This is a genomic window from Paenibacillus sp. SRL342 (genome assembly GCF_984798905.1).
Genome location: NZ_OZ481790.1, coordinates 4,074,036 through 4,093,810, shown reverse-complemented (window position 1 = coordinate 4,093,810; position 19,775 = coordinate 4,074,036). Strand labels below are relative to the sequence as shown.

At 44.8% G+C, this 19,775-nt stretch carries 20 protein-coding genes; 19 read left to right on the top strand and 1 reads right to left on the bottom strand.

From position 1 onward, the window contains the following. The first annotated feature begins 194 nt into the window (after window positions 1-194). The gene (locus tag AC4E8D_RS17885) at window positions 195-1,274 is read left to right on the top strand and encodes a hypothetical protein (RefSeq protein ID WP_490205051.1); all 1,080 of its coding nucleotides are present in this window, start codon (window positions 195-197) and stop codon (window positions 1,272-1,274) included. Between the two features lie 46 nt (window positions 1,275-1,320). Continuing rightward, window positions 1,321-2,241: a tyrosine-type recombinase/integrase gene (locus AC4E8D_RS17880; RefSeq protein WP_221821586.1), complete on the top strand. Its 921-nt coding sequence runs from the start codon at window positions 1,321-1,323 to the stop codon at window positions 2,239-2,241. Between the two features lie 279 nt (window positions 2,242-2,520). On the opposite strand, the gene AC4E8D_RS17875 is transcribed toward AC4E8D_RS17880, so the two are convergent. Further along, the gene (locus AC4E8D_RS17875; RefSeq protein WP_076217081.1) at window positions 2,521-3,450 is read right to left on the bottom strand and encodes an L-lactate dehydrogenase; all 930 of its coding nucleotides are present in this window, start codon (window positions 3,448-3,450) and stop codon (window positions 2,521-2,523) included. 337 nt (window positions 3,451-3,787) lie between these two features. Between AC4E8D_RS17875 and AC4E8D_RS17870 the strand changes: the two genes are divergently transcribed. The 17 genes from AC4E8D_RS17870 to AC4E8D_RS17790 all read left to right on the top strand — a co-directional run bounded on the left by AC4E8D_RS17870 (window position 3,788) and on the right by AC4E8D_RS17790 (window position 19,747). Continuing rightward, entirely contained in the window at window positions 3,788-5,065 is a 1,278-nt protein-coding gene (locus AC4E8D_RS17870; RefSeq protein WP_221821585.1) for a WD40/YVTN/BNR-like repeat-containing protein, read from the top strand. 146 nt (window positions 5,066-5,211) lie between these two features. Beyond that, entirely contained in the window at window positions 5,212-5,421 is a 210-nt protein-coding gene (locus AC4E8D_RS17865; RefSeq protein ID WP_339304152.1) for a hypothetical protein, read from the top strand. A gap of 201 nt (window positions 5,422-5,622) precedes the next feature. Continuing rightward, complete coding sequence (locus AC4E8D_RS17860; RefSeq protein WP_490205050.1) at window positions 5,623-6,402, top strand: phosphotransferase family protein; 780 nt, start codon at window positions 5,623-5,625, stop codon at window positions 6,400-6,402. 58 nt (window positions 6,403-6,460) lie between these two features. After that, complete coding sequence (locus AC4E8D_RS17855; RefSeq protein ID WP_237174907.1) at window positions 6,461-6,886, top strand: NUDIX hydrolase; 426 nt, start codon at window positions 6,461-6,463, stop codon at window positions 6,884-6,886. A gap of 26 nt (window positions 6,887-6,912) precedes the next feature. Then, window positions 6,913-7,335, top strand: coding sequence for an NUDIX hydrolase (locus tag AC4E8D_RS17850; protein ID WP_490205049.1), 423 nt, complete (start codon window positions 6,913-6,915; stop codon window positions 7,333-7,335). A 34-nt stretch (window positions 7,336-7,369) separates the two neighbouring features. Beyond that, on the top strand, window positions 7,370-8,116 hold the full coding sequence (locus AC4E8D_RS17845; protein ID WP_490205048.1) for a class I SAM-dependent methyltransferase: 747 nt from the start codon (window positions 7,370-7,372) through the stop codon (window positions 8,114-8,116). A 138-nt stretch (window positions 8,117-8,254) separates the two neighbouring features. Further along, the gene (locus AC4E8D_RS17840) at window positions 8,255-8,749 is read left to right on the top strand and encodes an AAA family ATPase (RefSeq protein WP_490205047.1); all 495 of its coding nucleotides are present in this window, start codon (window positions 8,255-8,257) and stop codon (window positions 8,747-8,749) included. 41 nt (window positions 8,750-8,790) lie between these two features. Continuing rightward, window positions 8,791-9,384 (top strand): C39 family peptidase, encoded by a 594-nt coding sequence (locus AC4E8D_RS17835; protein ID WP_490205046.1) that lies wholly within the window; start codon window positions 8,791-8,793, stop codon window positions 9,382-9,384. A gap of 317 nt (window positions 9,385-9,701) precedes the next feature. Beyond that, window positions 9,702-10,922 (top strand): collagen-like protein, encoded by a 1,221-nt coding sequence (locus AC4E8D_RS17830; protein ID WP_490205045.1) that lies wholly within the window; start codon window positions 9,702-9,704, stop codon window positions 10,920-10,922. Window positions 10,923-11,139: 217 nt separating this feature from the next. After that, complete coding sequence (locus AC4E8D_RS17825; RefSeq protein ID WP_490205044.1) at window positions 11,140-11,745, top strand: hypothetical protein; 606 nt, start codon at window positions 11,140-11,142, stop codon at window positions 11,743-11,745. A gap of 209 nt (window positions 11,746-11,954) precedes the next feature. Beyond that, window positions 11,955-12,347 (top strand): DUF2500 domain-containing protein, encoded by a 393-nt coding sequence (locus tag AC4E8D_RS17820; protein ID WP_490205043.1) that lies wholly within the window; start codon window positions 11,955-11,957, stop codon window positions 12,345-12,347. Window positions 12,348-12,494: 147 nt separating this feature from the next. Next, on the top strand, window positions 12,495-13,244 hold the full coding sequence (locus AC4E8D_RS17815) for an SDR family NAD(P)-dependent oxidoreductase (RefSeq protein WP_490205042.1): 750 nt from the start codon (window positions 12,495-12,497) through the stop codon (window positions 13,242-13,244). Window positions 13,245-13,448: 204 nt separating this feature from the next. After that, a complete protein-coding gene (locus AC4E8D_RS17810) occupies window positions 13,449-15,134 on the top strand; it encodes a hypothetical protein (RefSeq protein ID WP_490205041.1) in 1,686 nt (561 codons plus the stop codon). A gap of 159 nt (window positions 15,135-15,293) precedes the next feature. Then, window positions 15,294-15,716, top strand: a complete 423-nt coding sequence (locus tag AC4E8D_RS17805; protein WP_221821779.1) for a cell wall hydrolase — start codon at window positions 15,294-15,296, stop codon at window positions 15,714-15,716. 75 nt (window positions 15,717-15,791) lie between these two features. Then, entirely contained in the window at window positions 15,792-16,250 is a 459-nt protein-coding gene (gene gerQ, locus AC4E8D_RS17800; protein ID WP_076217085.1) for a spore coat protein GerQ, read from the top strand. Between the two features lie 225 nt (window positions 16,251-16,475). After that, window positions 16,476-18,059: a sigma-70 family RNA polymerase sigma factor gene (locus AC4E8D_RS17795; protein ID WP_490205040.1), complete on the top strand. Its 1,584-nt coding sequence runs from the start codon at window positions 16,476-16,478 to the stop codon at window positions 18,057-18,059. Between the two features lie 371 nt (window positions 18,060-18,430). Then, window positions 18,431-19,747, top strand: a complete 1,317-nt coding sequence (locus tag AC4E8D_RS17790; RefSeq protein WP_076250316.1) for a hemolysin family protein — start codon at window positions 18,431-18,433, stop codon at window positions 19,745-19,747. Window positions 19,748-19,775 lie beyond the last annotated feature (28 nt).

The following is a 19,775-nucleotide window of genomic DNA, read 5'->3' as shown; positions in this document are numbered from 1 at the left end:
AGCGGGATGGGGATTTTTTTATATAGAAAGCTAAAGGAAGATAACAGCAGGGGAAGGTTGGAATTTTCTTCATATATGGGTAAGTAATTAGGGAAGTAACCAACTTAATCACGGGGGCGGGGTTGCGGCTAAGCCAAATATGAAATATATTTGGGGATGTGACATGCCATCAGACATAAGAGAGGGGATGTATCATGAACACACCATTACATACGAATTCAGATCATCAAAATGCAGCTTTTGGATTTGCATTAGCTGACTCATCCGTACTTGCAGAGGCGCAATTAATTGTTTCACAACTAGGAAGTGAAGACGGATTGCAGTTGGATATTGATCCGCAGCGTCTTCTGAAGGATGGACGTAAGGTATCTGTCATTGCACAACAGTTGGATTCACCCGTCAATCGTGAGGATGCCAATATCATCTATGGTCAGGAGTTAGCATACGTGCAGTATGCTGTTAACCTGAAACCGGATAGCTCAATCTCTATTGCATCTATTGAAGGTGTTGAACAGTCTGTTAATCTTGGTTGGGCAGCATTTACAGAGGGGGAATACGAACTTCGAATCTCCCTGCATATGAAAACACCTCGTATTGCTGAAGGTGCACTCGAACCTGAACAGCTTGCAATGGTTAAGTATGCACAGGTTATCACCGTATATATATCGCTTTTCCCGGCAGAAGCAGCGTCGTTGAGTTCACCATCTCAAGCTGTGTGGAGCAGAAACCATCATGTGTTTGACTCCTACGGGAGAGGAGGGTTCATTCTTGCTGACCTGTCTCGACTCGCTGAACGTGTAGAGGAACTGATGGGACCGGGTAACCATAATCTGATCGAGCAATTTGCCGAAGGCAATTTGTCAGATACGTTGCTGGAAGAGGGGCTGATGGCTCTTGCCTGGGGCGTGACTCCGTGGTGTTATTCACTCTATTCTGCACCAGATGAGCAGTCTGCTCGAATACTTGCCGTGGACAAGCTGGGCGATGAACCTGACTGGCAAGGGATCTACCATATTGATCCGTCCATTCAACAATTAAGTATCGTACCTGCGAATGAGCTGGCTTACTGGCCTGCCTGTGTGCAGAACGAATGGCCTGTTATTGATGTGGCGGGTGAAGGCGAGACGTTGCATATGGATTTGTATACTCAGATCTGTGAATCCGTGAATGGTCTGCACGAGAATCCATTGCCATCGTTTGTACTTACTCGCAGTCAAGGCAAACCCGAAACGATCATTCCGCTGATCGACATTGTCATTGTGGATGAAGCGTAGAGCACTGTTCAACTTATATAGAACCGAATTGAGGTGACGTAGACAGATGATGACCGAGGAGATTCAGGAGCAATATGCGGACGAGCTAGAAGCTTTTCACATATGGATGAAGGATGCCGGATATACAGGCCATACGGTAAAATCATACACAGGTGACGTAGTGGAATTCCTGGTCTCCATTCAAGGAAAGTCACTGGAGCAGGTCAAAAAGCTGCATGTGTTGTCTTTTCTGTCCCGCGCGCGGGAGCGTGGGGTTAGTGATGCCACGAGAAATCGCAAACATGCGGCGGTGAACTGTTTTTACAAGTCCCTCATTGAACTTGAATTGTTAAGCAATAATCCGGCGTTTGGGATCAAAAAATCCAAAACCGAGAAAAACCGTGCGCCCGTTTTCCTTGATGAAAGTGGGCTGACACGTTTTCTGGAGTCGGTAGAAGGAAAGTATCGTACACGTAATCTGGCTGTTTTTCTACTGATGGGATATATGGGATTACGGGTTGGAGAAGTGCATGCTCTGGATTGCAAAGACTATAATGCGGAGCGGCGTACATTGGATGTATTTGGTAAAGGTCGTAAATGGCGCTCCCTACCTGTACCGGAGACTGTGGCAAAAGTCTTATCACAAGCGATGGCTGAGCGTCTCGATCCTTGGCGACCGAAAGAGGAAGCGTTATTTGTCTCGCAAAAAGGGAAAAGACTGTCGATTCGCAGCATCCAGCTCATATCTACAGAAACGTTTGAACGCTTCCAGCAGGAATCACCAGCTAATCAACGTCAAAATTACTCCAGTCATAAGCTGCGTCACTCTTTCGCGACCATGATGTTACGGCGTGGAGCCGATCTGCGTACCGTGCAGGAGCTACTGGGTCACGCTTCGATTCAAACAACAACGGTGTACACTCACGTCACCAGTAGGGAGAAAGAAGAGGCTATGGCTCTGCTGGACGTTAAACTCCCGACATATTAGAAGTAAAAAGCCAATATTTATCCCAAAAAGGAGTCTGTCCAAGTGACAGGCTTTTTTGTTATTGATTTGGATGGCGGATATTTAAACATAATTAATATTATGTAAACTAACATCTAATACCTAATATCTAAATAGTCATATAAGTAGAAGTCAAAACAAAAAACCATTTGCTTCTTCTCTCTGGAAGAAACAAATGGTCCTTTTAGCTAGCACAGATATCTTAATTCACAACGTTTAACATGCTAAATCGTTCACGATATGAATGAATGCGAGGCTAGATTATTCCAATCCAGCGATCTGTTCTTTTAATTTGTTAGCAGATGCCTGGAAAGCCACTTTCTCGGATTCATTCAGCGGAAGAGGCAGAATTTCGCGCACACCGTTGCGATCGACAACACATGGAACTCCGAGATAAACATCCGATACACCATTGTAGTCTTCAAGGTAAGTGGATACGTTCAGAACGGAGCCTTCGTTGCCGAGAATTGCAGCTACAATGCGGTCCAGAGCAAGGGCGATTGCATAGGAAGTCGCTCCTTTGGCATTAATAATCTCATACGCTGCATTTTTGGTACGGTCAAAGATATCCTGTTGTGTTTCTTCATCCAATTCCAGATCTGTTCCTGCAACGTTAGCCAGGCTCCATACCGGTACTTCGGAATCTCCATGCTCACCAATAATGTGTGCGTGAATACTACGCGGGTCGATCCCTTTATTTTTACCAATCAGGTAACGGAAACGTGCGCTATCGAGCAATGTACCTGAACCGATGACACGGGAAGCAGGCCATCCACTTTGTTTCCAAGAAGTATAGGACAAAATATCAACAGGATTGGTTGCAATCAGCAAAATACCATGAGAATTCACTTCAGTAATACGCTCGATAATATCTTTGAAAATGCTTGCATTTTTCTTCAGCAGATCAATCCGGGTTTCGCCAGGCTTCTGGGAAGCACCGGCTGTAATAATAATGATATCCGCATCTTTGCAGTCGGAATAATCGCCAGCCCATACTTTCACGCCTCCCGTAAATGGAAGACCGTGGTTCATATCCAGCATTTCGCCGGTTGCCTTATCATGATTCACATCCACAAATACCAACTCGGACGAACGCTGTCTCAACATTAGCGTGTATCCCGTTGTTGTTCCCACCGCACCCATGCCTACAATCACGACACGACTTGGTTTCAGAGCTGCACTATTTGTCATGTTCATATCATCTCCTTTTTGGGTTATACTCCCATCCATATTAAGGGATTAGAGAATATAAAGCGAGTGTTGTCTATAAAATAGTTCACATTTCATGTCTTTTTACCAATTATTCCGTCGAAAAACAGTTTAGGATGAAATTAATGGTAATAAATGTGCGACCTATAGCCCAGAGTATGAGCTGGAAAAAGGGAGTGGGTCAACCATGAGTCGGCAATTGAGCCTTTTACATAAGGTTTGTGGTAGAATAGGAGCAGTGGATTCTGATGAATCGTAAATAAAACGCCATAGGACAGGCATGCGCGCCTGTATATTGGATGAGAGAGGTGGAACCCACTTGCGTTTGCAATGGATTAAAATCGCGCAGACAGCATTGCTGTCTATAGGTATAGCAGCTGTATTGGCTGCATGCACCGACTCAGATCAACCTCCGGAAGCAGAACCTCCGCAGCAGCAGGAGGACGCCGGGAATACAGGGCAGACATTAACTGTCGTTCCCCCTGTGAACAGTACAGAATCTGCAGATATGGCCAAGTACCAAATACAGACCCGTTTGACCGATTTTCAGTTGCTCAATGACAACGGAGGATTGGCGTGGGGTGTGACGCGGAATGCACTGCGCCTGTACTACACTCAGGATCAGGGAAAGACCTGGACCAATATTTCACCTTCGGAAAATGTACAGTTTCCGGCTAACCCTAAATATGGACAAAGCATTTATTTTGTAGATCGTGCACATGGTTGGATTGTTCGTGAAGGCATGGGTGGAACAGATACCATGGTGCTTCGCACCAACAATGGGGGCGTAACCTGGAGCCTGTCTTCTCTGTCCAAGACGGATAAAGTGACTGCGATCTCATTTGTATCTCCTGAGAAAGGCTGGATTCTCACCACGGTCGATACCGCTATTGGTAAACAGGACAAGAAACTTTACTTCACCGAGGACGGTGGAATTACCTGGAATCGGATGTCATCCAGTGATGAAGATGGCAAACAGGAAGCAGAAGAGATTTCCAAACGTGGATACACCATGGGGATGACTTTCTCGGATCCAAAACATGGTTTCTTAACAGCGCTGGAGTTCGGCACACCGAAGTTATATGTAACATCAGACGGCGGAGAGAACTGGAAAACTGGACCATCCTTCTTTGATCGAAACAAATTCAACGGGTGTGGTAATTTCAGTGTTAGTTCACCACAATTTTTTGGACGTGAAGCGCAATCAGCCTGGATGTCAATGTCCTGTTCTCAAGGGGAGAGCACGACATTCAATGGATTCTTTACCACCGATGGCGGAAAGAGCTGGAAGCTGTCCAATTTCACTTTAAACAAACAAACGGGTCCGAATCGTAACCTTTCACCGGTATTTCTGAACGCATCGGAAGGTTGGGCGATGCAAAAGGGCATAACCTACCACACCAAGGATGCGGGCAAAACATGGAGCGTTCTTCCTGCAAGCAGTGTACTGGAGAAAATTCTCGAAGACTATCCGGAGATTGTGAAGATGCAAATGGTTACTCCCAAGCTTGGCTGGATATTGGTTGAAAATACAGATGCAAAAAGATCGTTGTTATTGCAAACGGTAGATGGCGGTGTACATTGGAAAGTACTCTAAAGTAGAGTGTTATCGATGTTAATAGATAGGAGAAAGGAGAGGAGCCTAAGGGTTCCTTTTCTTTTTTGCTTAGTTTGTGAAATAAATCACAAATAAATCCACTAGAAGGTGATATATTTAACTCAACAAGAGAAGGAGTGATGAAGATGAGAACCAACGGTCAAACTCAAATCACGCAGGCGGATGAATTAACCAGATATATGCTTCAATTGTGCTACACATGTGACGATGCGAATCGTTGTACAACAGAGGAAGCAGTGAAGGCTTGCATGGCAGAACACGCACAAGCAGACCAGCCCGAACCAGCCGAAGGTGAAGATGTAACTCGCGAGTTTATGGATCTGATGTACGCTTAGGCTAATCATTCACAGAGAACGCTCCTGCGGGAGGGTTCTTTTTGATTTGGAGAGAAATGTATGCGCTTTTAAATTCACTTCGCAAATATTGCAGCATGGGTTATTATAGAAATAATTAAGGTAAATTACTCAAAATGTGGAATTGACTTACTGACTTTATCTGAAAGAGAAAGGGCATGAAATTGTAGAAAGGATAAAACTATGAACATTCAAGATCTCCCAATTGAAATAAAAGAACATATAGGGGAAGTCCAGAAAATCACTTTTCCTAAGCAAGGTCATACTTCTACTGTGGCTATTCTGGATACGTTCGACCAAAAGTACATCATCAAGAAGACAGATAACGATCTTTATAATGAATGGTTATCCGATGAATATAAGGTGCTCCAATACCTTTACCGTACGGGACCCCCTGTTCCAAAGGTATATTCATTTCATACTGAGGACACATCGGGATGGCTTCTGATGGATTATATTGATGGAATAAGTTTAAGAGAATTTCTCTCTAAGATGCCTGACCTCCAAAGTAAAGAAAAAGCGATTTTTAACTTTGGGCTTTGTTTAAAGAAAATACATGAATGCTCTTGTCCTGTTGAATTATTGAACAATGACATTCCTTGGTTAGATACAATGCTTAATAAAGCAGAATATAATCTAACTCACTTTGCTGTAGACGGATCAGCAGAACTACTTCAACAGTTGAAAGAAGCAAGACCAAAACCAATAGAGAACACTTTCATTCATGGAGATTTTACTATAGATAATGTGCTAGTTAATGATTGCAATATTGTTGGAATTATTGACTGGGCAGGTGCCGCTTATGGCGATCCAAGATATGATGTAGCATTAGCCATTAGACCGAAACATAATGCGTTTGATAATGAAAGAGATAGGGAAATATTTTATAACGGGTATGGAAAGTTAAGAATAACGGATGAAGAATACAATTATTTTGAAGATGGGATATATAACTTCTTTTAGTCTGGCTATAAATTGTTCTTCTAACGTATATTAATCTCTCTGAGAAGGAGTCGAATAAATGAGCCCTCCAAAACATATCGTATCTGCCGCTGCAATCGTGATCAACGAACAAAATGAATTATTACTTATTAGAGGACCACGAAGAGGATGGGAAATGCCAGGTGGTCAAGTAGAAGAAGGAGAATCCCTAAGTCGAGCTGCGATCAGAGAAACGAAAGAGGAGTCCGGAATCGACATTGAAATCATTAAATTCTGTGGAATATTTCAAAATATCGAAAATTCAATATGTAATACATTATTCCTAGCCAAACCAATAGGAGGAGAATTAATCACATCATCGGAGAGCTTAGAGTCTGGTTTCTTTCCGATCGAAGAAGCCATTTTAAAAGTCGAATGGAAAAACTTCAGAGAAAGAATAGAGTATTGCTTAAAACCTGAGATGCAACCTTTTTGCATTGAGTTCAGTGATAAGAATAATATTTAAAATTTTCCAGAAAGGAAGTTCAATCAATGAAACGAGTCGATGTAGTTTACTCATTATTAACGAATCCATCCAAATCTAAAGTGCTTGCGGTAAGAAATGTAGGACGTTCAAGCTGGTCGCTGCCTGGTGGAGCTTTTGAAGCTGATGAATCATGGGAACAAGCAGCAATCCGGGAAGCCAAAGAAGAAACAGGACTTGATGTTGGCGTCCACGGTATTGTAGCAATAAACGAGTGTAAATTTGAAGAAATCAAGGAACATGCCATTTTTATCACATTCAGAGCGGAAATCGTCGGAGGGAGAGAAGAGATATCAAGACCAGACGAAATCTCTGAGATTGCATGGTTGGATATAACACGGGCAGATGAGCTTATGCCTTACTACAAGAACGGTTTTAAAAGCTTACTTAATGGCAATGAGATTACATATTTCAACGAAGGTAACAAGTAATGTTCTGAATGTAGTGTATAAAGGAGGCTATCAGATGAACAAGTACAGTGTTTATGAAACAAACAGCTTCTATTGGGATACAAAAGGGAATGACTTTTTGAGAGCAATCGTGCTTCCGCATTATGGAGCATTTATTTCAGAAGAAAAACACCAACTTTTTGGGGATGTCTCAGGATTAAAGATGCTAGAGGTGGGCTGTGGAAATGGTCAATCCTTGCAGTATCATGGAGACCGCAAAGCAGGTGAACTGTGGGGTATGGATATATCCCAGAAACAGATAGAAAAGACACAACAACACTTGAGGACATACGGAATTCCTGCAACATTGATATGTTCACCCATGGAAGAGGAATGCGGTATTCCTACTAATTATTTTGACGCTGTGTATTCGATTTATGCCATAGGTTGGACAACCGATCTTGAAGGTACTTTCAGCCGAATCGCTTCTTATTTAAAGAAAGATGGTATTTTTATTTTCAGTTGGTCTCATCCAATTCATAGATGTGTCGTTGAAGAAAATGATAGATTTGTCTTCAATAAGCCATATTCTGATGAATCGTGGTATGCGATATCTCCTGACTTTTGTCAGGGTGAACTAACCTTGGCTGATCGTCAACTATCAACCTATGTCAATGCGTTAGCGAAAGCGGGATTTGTCATTGAACAAATGATAGAAGAATCCGATGAGGATATCATGCAATTACATAATAAAAGCGATAGTCTCCTTAAAAGAGCAAAGATGTTACCTGTATCCTTTGTGATTAAAGCAAGAAAACGATGATGAAATGAATCGGAGAGTGGACTATGTTTAAATATCAAATAGATACAGCTACCTATATATCGCTATTATTTATGGTTTGAAAGCAGATCAATGGAGAACGTAATAGATCAAATTTTATTTTAACTAAAGGAGCTAGTTATGAGAAGATTACCGCTTTTTATAGTGACAGGCGCAAGTGGAACAGGAAAAACAACGATCTCTTCGCTTGTTCGCAAGCAACTTCCCGAATTTGACGTCTTTGACATGGATATCATCGATAACGTGGATTGGCAGATTGCCAAAGAGAATTGGTTGAGGATTGCGTATAACATATCGCTAAGTGGGCGAGGGACTGTTTTATGTGGAACGATGGTTCCGGAAAACATTGCATCGTCCGATTACATAGATCGATTTGATCGAATTCTATATATGAATTTGCATTGTGACGATGTTACTCGCGAGACGCGTTTAAGAGCCCGTGGGTGGGACGAGAACCTAGTTGAAGATCACAAAAGTTTTGCCAACTGGTTACTCCAGAATTCGGAAACTGCGTTTGACCCGCCAATGCAAACAATTGATACGACAGAAGTTACAGTAGAGGGAGTAGCTGAACAAATTAAAGAATGGGTTTTAAAGAACTGGTGTGTTGAATGAACACCTAAAAGACATCTTGATGAGACGAAGGAGGTCACGTGTTGTTTCTCAATGTATTACTTTGGTTGATTATTCTCTGGGTGATCTCCCTTTATTTCAGTTTCCCTAAGAAAGATCGCATGTACACAGTCAATGTGCCAAGCACATATTACATTCAATCTTCAAATCGGTTGGATATTCAGAAAAACTACGAATGCGCTGCATTTTCAAGTGCGTTTGTCTTGAGACATTTCGGTTTGGAGTCCAACGGAACAAAGTTATATGAAACCTATCCTCGCAAATTACTGGATGGGACGGTATATCCCAAAGCGGTCGTTGTTTTTTTCAGGAAGCTAGGATATCAGGCAATGTACTTACGAGGAAATGTGAATACGTTGAAAAAACAGATCAGCCAGGGTGTGCCTGTTATTTTATTTATTAGAGTACATCCCAAGCAACGTTATTTGCATTTTGTTCCCGTCGTTGGCTATGATGAAACACATTTTTACTTGGCAGAATCGTTAGACCACAAGATTAATTGTGATGAAGGATATTACAATCGAAAAATCAGCATAAGTGAACTCAACATGTTATGGAGGTCCTTGTTACCTTTTTCTCAAAACTCCTATATCGTCGTACACCCGATGCAGATGTAAGACGACTCTCTTTCAAGGGGTATGATATATTAGCTTTAAACGAACTAATCTGCTTTATTCGGAACGTCTGCGTGATTAAACCAAGCAACTCATGCCCAAATGGCATGAGTTTTTTTGTGAACAAATACCGTTACGTAAACCAGCTCGACTCAATTAATGGTTATGACCAATTTAGATCAACCGTAGGGACGGTGTGATTCAATTTTATTGTTTTTCCTGGGAATAAGCTGAGTTTTTCACTAAAATGGTTGTTCGTCCACGCACCTTTTCATCTACATACGTACGTTAAACTATGTCTGTAGGGAGGTGTCCACACGGTGAGTTACTCAGAAGTGAAGAAACGTATGAAGAGAAAAAAGGCAACATTACATCCGTGTAAAATTAAAAGAAAAGAACGCCGATTGAAAGTGGTCAAAAAGTTCGTTCAAGTAAAATGTCCGCCTCCAGAAGTGAATATATCTACACCTACTGTTGTTGGCCCAACAGGGCCACAAGGTATACAAGGCGTACAGGGCGTACAGGGCGTACAGGGTATTCCAGGTAAACAAGGGGTTGAAGGACCACCAGGAGCTCAAGGACCAGCAGGGGGGCCACCTGGACCACAAGGACCTCAGGGACAGCCTGGTCCTGCTGGAGCGGTAGGCTCTCAAGGCCCGGTCGGACCTGCTGGACCCATGGGAGCACAGGGGATTCCGGGAGAAGCAGGGACCGTAGGGCCACAAGGTCCGCAAGGTAATCCAGGTCCTGCCGGAGCGATTGGACCTCAAGGTTTTCCTGGCCCCGCTGGAGCTGTTGGGCCGACGGGTGCGACAGGAGCAGCAGGTCCAGCAGGCCCAGCCGGTGCAGCAGGAGCGGTAGGTCCCGCTGGGGCAGTAGGTCCGGCAGGCCCAGCCGGTGCAGCAGGAGCGGTAGGTCCCGCTGGGGCAGTAGGTCCGGCAGGCCCAGCCGGTGCAGCAGGAGCGGTAGGTCCCGCTGGAGCAGTAGGTCCGGCAGGCCCAGCCGGTGCAACAGGAGCGGTAGGTCCTGCTGGAGCAGTAGGTCCGGCAGGTGCGACAGGAGTAGCTGGTCCTGCTGGAGCCACGGGAGTTACAGGTGCCACAGGAGCAGCTGGAGGCGTACTGGGGTTTGCTGACTTTTTCGCGCTGATGCCACCTGATAATGCAGCAACGGTTGCTCCCGGTACTGATGTAAGCTTTCCTCAGGATGGGCCGACAAGTGGAACAACTATCGCACGTACGGGGCCTAGTTCATTCAATCTGGCAGCCATTGGTACGTATCAGATTTTGTTCCAGGTGAGCATCAATGAAGCGGGTCAATTAATCTTAACCCTCAATGGGGCAGATCTGGCTCCCACAGTAGTTGGGCGAGCAACGGGAACGTCTCAGATTGTGGGTATGGCTTTGGTGCAGACAACCGTAATTAATTCTATTCTGACCGTACGGAACCCGGCTGGTAATGCTACAGCATTAACAATCACGCCACTTGCGGGCGGAACAAGACCTGTATCGGCACATCTTGTGATCACACAATTAGCTTGAGTACGTTAACAGCCTAGGCTAATTGTCCTCAGCTTTATTAAATATGCATCTACAATGGTAATATGGGTTTGCTTGAACTGAGATAGCAGTGCTTTACCCGAGGCTGTTATCTCAGTTGGAGCGGATAATGGTACAGGAGTAACTACATATCGGATCCCCTGTTGATTTGTGAGGAATGGTGAAAACGTCACTACTAATTATTTTCTCAGTTGTTAATATGATAAAATATTGGAAAAACATCAGAGGTGAGTACATGAGGAATGGACACTGGAGAAAAATAACATGGATTGTTGCGGCGTTATTATTAATCATGATCACGGCTTGCGGCAATAGCAAATTCAATCCAAACGAATTTTCAGAACAGGATCTGGCTGTGACGAAGACCGACAGTGAGGATAAGATTACGTATGGAATGAGTCAGGAAGAGGCGGAGAAGATACTCGGTGAGGGAACATCCACTGGTGTGGGTCAATCCTATCAATACAATAACGGAATCACGATTGGCTATAGGGATGCCAAAGTCGTTAGTATCATCTTGAATAAGGACTCGAAAGGGTACTTTAAGGCGGCTCGCGGGGCAGAGGCGGGGATGACACATCAAGAGATTCTCGACCTGTATGGCAAGGAACATGTTTTAGTCGAATCTGAACGTAATATCGATTATGCCTATCATATTCAGAAGGAAACATTCCTGGATGAGAAGTCGCTGCAAGCGGAAAAAGATGATCTGGCTATCTATCGTGCATCGTTTATGCTGACAAAAGAAGGACAGGTTAATCAGGTTATATTGTCGGATCAACGATTTGCAACAACCTTTAAATAAAACAGGGCTGCTAGTTAAGCAAGGTATTAGATAATGAAATAGTACTTATTTTCGGATAAAGCAACCCTTCGGTATTCTGCCGGAGGGTTTTCCCCTTCACACCGTTCGATTTCAATCCGGATAACAAGTTCCTTGTTTACGTGCATATACATTACAGGAGACGGGTCAAGACTCCGGCTGTCCTAAGTTGTATGAACGGAGGGAGAGACATGGGCATTGAATCATCCTGGATGTTTGATTTGTTTGGAACCGTCTTTCCGGTTGTATTTGTTCTAATCATAGGCATTGTCCTTCTGTCAGTGGGAAAAGAGGTATGGAGGTGGGGTCGCAATAACTCCGAGCCGCTGCTGACCGTACCCTCACGAATCACCAGCAGACGGATGAAGATGAGTCAGTCGCCATCTGAATCAGGCAGTACAGCACGAACACTATATTACGTCACCTTTGAAGTAGAGAGCGGAGATCGGCTTGAATTCAAAGTCAATGGTGAAGAGTATGGTTTGTGCGCTGAGGGGGATGAAGGACGGCTCTCGTTCAAAGGAACGCGTTATGTAGGCTTCGAGCGATATAATCGCGTATATTCTGAACGCCTACGTGGTTAAACTGAGCAGCTTGCGCCAGAATGGCGTGAGCTTTTTTTGATTATTTGCTGGACAAGCGTTTCTTAATGGGCCTATCGTGTTTTTATATAAGAAGAGGCTTAATGAGGTTATGATCGAAGGATCATTACAATAGAGGAGGCAATCAATATGTCATATACAGATCAGGTCGTTGTTGTAACAGGGGCCGCTCAGGGAATAGGACGGAGTGTGGCTGAGGCTTATGCAGTCGCCGGGGCCAAAGTTGTACTTGCCGACTACCAGGAAGCAGAAGGGGCGGCAGCTGCAGCTTCCATTCGTAATGAAGGCGGAGAAGCCATCTTTGTCCAATGTGATGTTCGGAGCGAGCAGGATATTACGAATCTTTTTCGTACAACCGTGGAAGAATTCAAACAAATTGATGTTTTGGTGAATAATGCAGGAATCGCCAAGTGGAAGTCACCCTATGAGCTGACGCTGGAAGAATGGGACGATGTACTCAATACCAATGTGAGGAGTTGCTTTTTGGCGAGTCGGGAAGCAGCCAAACATATGAAAAGCAATGAACATGGGGGTGCCATTATCAACATGGCTTCTACCCGTGCGCTGATGTCTGAGCCGGATACCGAAGCTTATGCCGCATCCAAAGGAGCGATTGTAGCTCTGACGCATGCGCTGGCGGTCTCACTGGGCAAGGACCAAATTCGGGTCAATTGTATCAGTCCGGGATGGATTGAGACAGGTGACGTGGAGAAATTGAAAAAGGAGGACCATGAACAGCATCCCTCCGGTCGTGTGGGTGTTCCTTCGGATATCTCCCGTGCTTGTTTATATTTGTCTGATCCAAGCAATACCTTTGTCACAGGGACCAACCTCGTTATTGATGGAGGCATGACCCGAAAAATGATATATGAGGACTAGAACCGGGATTGAGCCGGGCGAGCCCTAAGCTGTCCCAACTTAAGAGTAATAAGCCCAAGTTAAGCACTTGGGCTTATTTGTTTTTAATAACTCGGTTGCTATAATAAATGTGATTTTACAACAGTAGAGGAATGGAGGGAGTATATGTTCGGGAAACAATCCCGGAAGGTATTTTGGCTGTTACTGCTGATCGGAGGGATGATAATGATAGGGAATGAGTCACCTGCTGAAGCTGACGGCGCAGATATACGGGCGGCCTGGGTATGGCAGGCACAGTCTGTTAGCAACGGAGATGAGCTGTTAGCCAATGCAGCTAAACATAAGATAAACAGGCTGTACGTGAATGTAGACATGACGCTGTCCAAAGAGGTATACCAGACGTTTATAGCCAAAGCCAGCCGTGCGGGTATTACGGTTGAAGCACTGGGAGGCGATCCATCCTGGGCACTCAGTGGCCGTGAAGGCCCCATGCTCAGATTAGCGTCGTGGGTAAGTGATTACAATCAAGCTGTTGAGACTAACGAGCAATTTGATGCCATACATCTGGATATCAAACCCTATGTGTTACCGGCCTGGAAAGAGGATGCCAAGCCACTGGTACAATCATGGGTAGCCAATATGAATCTGTTATTTGAGCAAGTGAGACAGGATGGCGCAGTTGCAGTGAATATTGACCTGCCATTTTGGCTGGATTCCTATACCATCACAGGAAATAGAGTTTCTGAGGATGCAGATAACGAACCATTGTCACGTTGGTTCATTGAACGAGTGGAGCATGTCACTTTACTCGCTTACCGTGATAACGCGCAAGGGAACAATGGTATTATACGTTTAATTGAACAGGAAATGAACTGGGCCGATACCAGCAATGTGAGCGTTACGGTTGGGTTGAACACCAAGCCCATGCCTGGCGAGGAGTTCACGACATTTGCCGGGAAAGGTGCAGCGCAACTGGAAAGCGTTATCGAAGAAGTTGCCTCCGCATTCAGCGAGCATAGTTCCTACGCAGGTTCTGCTGTACATGACATCGTATACTGGGGACAACTGGAGCCGTCGGAACTGCCATCACCGGAGATTCCATCCAATCAGCCAGAGATTCGGGGAACGTATATCTGGGAGGCTTCTCAGGTGACGCATGACGGGGGAGAGCACATACTAGCGTTTGCTAGAGAGCAGAATATTAACTGGTTGTATGTGCGGTTAGATCTGGATCAACCCTATTCCAGTTACCGCAGTTTTGTGAAACGGGCAAAAGCGCAGGGCATAGAGATTCATGCGATGGGTGGACATCCGATCTGGGGCAAGAAGGAGAATCGTCCACGCATTAAGCGCTTGATTGATTATGTGAAAAACTATAATGCCGAATCCGAGCTGGATGAACGATTTGAAGGCATCCATCTGGATATTGAGCCTTACACATTGCCAGAGTGGGAGAATAGTCGGGACACCCTGTTGACCGAATGGGCTGCCAACATTACATTTTTCCAGGAAGAAACAAAGAAGGACAGTGATCTCGAAACAAGCGCAGACCTTGCTGTATGGCTGGATAGCTTCGCGTTGCCAGGAAAGGATACATCTGTGGCTGAATTTATGATCCGTACACTCGATCATGTGTCGCTGATGGCTTTCCGTAACAACGCCGAAGGTTCCAATGGGATTGCTGCTATTGTGAGTCAGGAGATGGAGATTGCGGATCGTTTGGGTAAAAGGTTGATGATTTCGGTAGAAATGAAGCAGAACCACGAAGGTCCTCATATTTCTTTTTATGAAAAAGGGGCAACGGAGATGGAGCTTCAGCTTGCCAAGCTTCCGGATCTGTTGGCCGAACATCAGGCTTACCAAGGCAACATTGTCCATGCCTATGATTATTGGATTGAAGCCAAGCCTTGAACAGGCGAGTATTATAAGAAACGAGTTGCTTCGGGACTTCACCTTGGGTGAGGTTCCGGGCTTTTTTTATGGAAAAAAGATGGAATCGTGTCACCGAATGGGCTCCTGCACAATACGATGTACGGTGATGAACAGCTGAAACAAAGGAGGAAACAGACTATGGCTGTTATTAAAGCCAACTCAGAGGACGTCAAGCTGCTGGCTAGGCTCATGAGGGCAGAGGCTGAAGGTGACGGCGAACAGGGTATGTTGCTTGTAGGCAATGTAGGTGTGAACCGGGTGCTTGTGGATTGTCTGGATTTTAAGGATATTCGCGATATCAATCGTATGGTATTCCAGAATCCAGGAGGCTACGAGTCAACACAGAAGGGGTACTTTTACCAGCGGGCTAGACAGTCCGAGATTCGTCTCGCACAACGGGTGATCAATGGAGAGCGCATCTGGCCAGCGAGCAATTCATTGTGGTTTTTCCGACCTGTGGGCGACTGCCCACCAACGTGGTATAACCAGCCAAATACAGGACGTTTCAAAGCGCATTGTTTCTTCAGTCCGACAGGCGATGACTGTCCGGAAGTATATTAAATTTTGGGAGGAATCACCATGATTAATCAGCCTTATCAACCAACGACTCAAACACTGGGTCAGCAAGCGAATTCTGTGTTGGGTCAACAAGCCAATTCTCAGGTTCAAGGTACGTCTTACAAAATTGGTAACGGAATGCCTGCCATGTCACCAATGCCAGGGATGGTATCACCAAGCTCCACAAGTGTACCCCCACTCGTATCCAGTGGAAGCCCAATGACACCAACGGGTGCAGTGATTACAACAACGGCTCCACAGTTTGAGCAATCATACATTGAGAATATTTTACGTCTGAACCTTGGTAAATTCGGTACATTCTATATGACTTACGAAGGCAACAAAGAATGGAACGCTCGTATTTTCCAAGGTATCATTGAAGCAGCGGGCCGTGACCATATTATCATAAGTGACCCTAAGACAGGAAGACGAATCATGCTGTTGATGGTCAACTTCGACTATGCTACATTTGATGAGCCGTTGTTGTATCAATATCCAGGAGTGGTAGGCAATTACCCGCAAGCTCCAAGCAGATAATCATTGGCCCTCATCATTTTGATTGATAACTGACATGTCTAACACATACTGATTTACTTCGCTGTCCTGAATGTGGAGGTAATCCGCAGACAGGACAGCTTTTTACATAAACATATATACGAAGGTTACTATAGGTTTAGAGTCATACGTAACCTTTTGGCGATAACATGGCACTTATACATGAATAGAACAAGCAGCATGCTTATATGAAGGGAGTCCATAGCATTGAATTCATGGATTGAAGGAGCGATGAAGGGCGAACCCGAAGCTTACGCACAACTGATGTCTCAATATCGCGGGATGGCACTTGCTGTTGCCTACCACCGGTTGGGAGATACATTTTGGGCTGAAGATGTCGTACAGGAGGCATTTACTGAAGCCTTTGGCAATCTGTCCAAGCTGGAAGCTCCTGAGGCTTTTCCCGGGTGGTTCAAGGTGATCGTGGAGAGGCAGTGTTATCGCTGGCTAAGACGGAAGCAGCATACCATGATTCCAGTTCAGGAGCTGGAGCATGTATTCCATGATGAGGATCAGGCGTATGATCCGGAAAAACAAGCGGTGCAAAATGAAATGCATCGTACGCTTCGTGATTCCATTGCAATACTGCCATCATCGATGCGGATTGCTGTTGAACTGTTTTATTTGGAAGGATACTCGCTCAAGGAAATATCGGATTTCCTCGGGGTGAAGGTACCTGCATTAAAGAAAAGACTGTTCGATGCCCGATCCAAACTCAAGCGCTCTATGCCAGTAAGGGATCTGGTCTCTGTATTCAGTGACTTGTATGAAGGGGGAAAAGGATTGTTACACATTATGAATGGGGATCACGCTGCCAATCGTTTAAGAGAGAGTGGAATTCAGGGAGACATCCTGGTATGGAGAGAGTTGTATACGTACGGCCCGGTAGCCAAAGAGATGGGAGATACGAAGGAGCGGAAGAATCGTGCATCCGTGTTAGAGCAGCAGTTGGGCATTCCACAGGCGGAATACTTGAAGATTGAGGAACTTGAGCACAAGTTGCATTCGTTTCAAAAATACAAGGAAATTGTCTTATGGTTCGAATACGATCTCTATGATCAGACGATGTTATCGTATCTATTGCATTATTTCAGAGGACAAGCGCTCCAGAATACAAAACTGAATCTGCTGTGCATTGACTCGTATCCAGAGATTGAGCACTTTAGAGGACTGGGACAGCTTACCTCCACACAGATTGAACGTCTGTCCGGTAGTTGGCATGTGATTGAGAAAAACGAGTTACAAGCCGGTGCACAGTTCTGGGAAGCTTATACGTCGACTGATTTCCGGCATCATCTGGATTACTTGCAGGCAGACACTTCTGCTCTACCCTTTGCAAAAGCTGCCTTTAAGGCACATTTGTCCCGTCTGCCATCTGTATCGAACGGTCTGGGGCTCATTGAGCAGGCAACACTAGAGACTATTAGAGCAGGTGTGGAGCGTCCGTATCCATTATTTCGAGAGGTAGGGGACAAGCTGCATATTCTTGGGATGGGTGATCTTGAATACTGGGCACATCTGAGGCGGATGACAGAAGGACCTCATGCCCTTCTTCAGATGAGCGGTGCAACCCCTTTCCCTAATTTCAAGCAGCATGATGAAAAATTCCGTGACGGAGTCCTGTCGCTAACGGAACTCGGAATTCAGGTGTTGAATGGAGAAGTCGATTGGGCACTGCTGAAGCAGGATGAATTCTGGATCGGCGGATTGCATAACGCAAGCGGGAAACAAGCCAAGTGGCGCTGGAACCCCACTTCTGAGACGATAGTGGAGATTGAGTCGACATCGTAATCAGGGGATAGAATTTGAGAAAATAACAGTATTACAAAAAGTGAGTATCCAGCACTGCGGAAGCATAAGCGAGGATACTCTCTTTGGTTTGGTTAGATTATGTTTGTGAAATGTTAAAAAAACAGCGTAATCGAGACTTTTGTTAAAGAAAAAAGGCGTTTGTGCCATTTCGTTGTCATAGGACACGGATTGACTGTGTAGTGTAGAATTATATAATAAAAGAAGCATATCTTTGTTATTCGACAGAACAAGGTGGAGGTGGAAGCATTGGGAAGTTGAAATTGCATATGAACGGCAGAATGGCAAATATCCTACATTTTCGAAGGAGGTGGACCTATTTGCCGAAGAATGACGGCGAATAGGATGAAAATTTGAGTGACCCCTTACCGAGTATTTTAAATTTAGTAATCATTGGTTTACTTGTATTAATGAATGGTTTCTTTGTGTCGGCGGAATTTGCGATGGTGAAAGTTCGTGGAAGCCGGATTGAGGCTTTGGTTGAAACAGGCAACAAAAATGCCATCTATGCTTCCAATATCGTACGTAATCTGGATGCATATCTGTCAGCTTGCCAACTAGGTATAACTTTGGCTTCACTGGGACTCGGGTGGCTGGGAGAACCGGCAATTGCACATCTGTTAGAGCCCGTGTTTACTGCATTTGGACTGGGACCAGTCTACGTTCATGGAATCTCTATTGCCATTGCATTTGTGATCATTACGATCTTGCACATTGTACTGGGAGAACTTGCTCCCAAAACGATGGCGATTCGAAAGTCTGAGACGATCACATTGTGGTCTGCGGCTTTGCTGACGTTCTTCTACAAGTTAATGTATCCATTCATATGGGCACTGAACGGTATGGCTAACGGCTTGTTGAGACTGTTCCGAATGGCACCAGCTTCGGAGATGGACTCGGCACATAGCGAAGATGAAATACGTATTCTGATGAAAGAAAGCAATAAGAGCGGTTTAATTGATAACACTGAATTAGCACTTGTTGATAATATATTTGATTTTACGGATACAACCGCCCGTGAAATTATGATTCCGCGGACGGAAATGATCTGTCTGAACGCCAATGAGTCCATGCTGGAAAATCTGGAGATTGCCAGTGAAAGTATGCGAACAAGGTATCCGGTATATAACGGAGACAAGGATCATATTATCGGCTTTATTCACATCAAGGATCTGATGCGATCCCAACTCACGGATACCATCTCCGTAATCCGGCCCATCCTGGCTGTGCCAGATACCACGCTGATCAGTGATCTGCTCAAGCGTATGCAGCGTAGCAAAACACAGATTGCGATTCTGATTGATGAATACGGCGGAACCTCCGGGCTTGTCACACTTGAAGATATCATGGAAGAGATCGTAGGCGAGATTCAGGATGAATTCGACCATGAGCGTCCTGTCATTGAGCAAGTGGATGAGATGGAATACTCCATTGATGGATTGATGCTGATTGAAGAAGTCAGCGAACGATTCGGACTGGAGATGGATCGTGCCGATTACGATACCATCGGGGGCTGGTTATACTCCAGAGTAGACGCTATTCCACCTGAGGTCGGTCAATCGGTTGAGTATGGGGGGTATGTATTTGTCATTCAAGAGACAGAGCATAAGCGGATTTCCCGAGTGAATGTGATTAAGCTGGAACTGTTGGTTGAAGAAGAAGGCGCGTAGCCGGATTCGAAATTGTAACAAATGAAGC

Excerpts from the sequence above, each read along its gene's own strand:
- AC4E8D_RS17805 (WP_221821779.1), top strand. The coding sequence starts at position 15,294 with ATGGCTGTTATTAAAGCCAACTCAGAGGACGTCAAGCTGCTGGCTAGG.
- AC4E8D_RS17815 (WP_490205042.1), top strand. The coding sequence starts at position 12,495 with ATGTCATATACAGATCAGGTCGTTGTTGTAACAGGGGCCGCTCAGGGA.
- AC4E8D_RS17885 (WP_490205051.1), top strand. The coding sequence starts at position 195 with ATGAACACACCATTACATACGAATTCAGATCATCAAAATGCAGCTTTT.
- AC4E8D_RS17840 (WP_490205047.1), top strand. The coding sequence starts at position 8,255 with ATGAGAAGATTACCGCTTTTTATAGTGACAGGCGCAAGTGGAACAGGA.
- AC4E8D_RS17875 (WP_076217081.1), bottom strand. The coding sequence starts at position 3,450 with ATGACAAATAGTGCAGCTCTGAAACCAAGTCGTGTCGTGATTGTAGGC.
- AC4E8D_RS17880 (WP_221821586.1), top strand. The coding sequence starts at position 1,321 with ATGATGACCGAGGAGATTCAGGAGCAATATGCGGACGAGCTAGAAGCT.
- AC4E8D_RS17860 (WP_490205050.1), top strand. The coding sequence starts at position 5,623 with ATGAACATTCAAGATCTCCCAATTGAAATAAAAGAACATATAGGGGAA.
- AC4E8D_RS17825 (WP_490205044.1), top strand. The coding sequence starts at position 11,140 with ATGATAAAATATTGGAAAAACATCAGAGGTGAGTACATGAGGAATGGA.
- AC4E8D_RS17820 (WP_490205043.1), top strand. The coding sequence starts at position 11,955 with ATGGGCATTGAATCATCCTGGATGTTTGATTTGTTTGGAACCGTCTTT.
- AC4E8D_RS17845 (WP_490205048.1), top strand. The coding sequence starts at position 7,370 with ATGAACAAGTACAGTGTTTATGAAACAAACAGCTTCTATTGGGATACA.
- AC4E8D_RS17855 (WP_237174907.1), top strand. The coding sequence starts at position 6,461 with ATGAGCCCTCCAAAACATATCGTATCTGCCGCTGCAATCGTGATCAAC.
- AC4E8D_RS17810 (WP_490205041.1), top strand. The coding sequence starts at position 13,449 with ATGATAGGGAATGAGTCACCTGCTGAAGCTGACGGCGCAGATATACGG.
- AC4E8D_RS17850 (WP_490205049.1), top strand. The coding sequence starts at position 6,913 with ATGAAACGAGTCGATGTAGTTTACTCATTATTAACGAATCCATCCAAA.
- AC4E8D_RS17865 (WP_339304152.1), top strand. The coding sequence starts at position 5,212 with ATGAGAACCAACGGTCAAACTCAAATCACGCAGGCGGATGAATTAACC.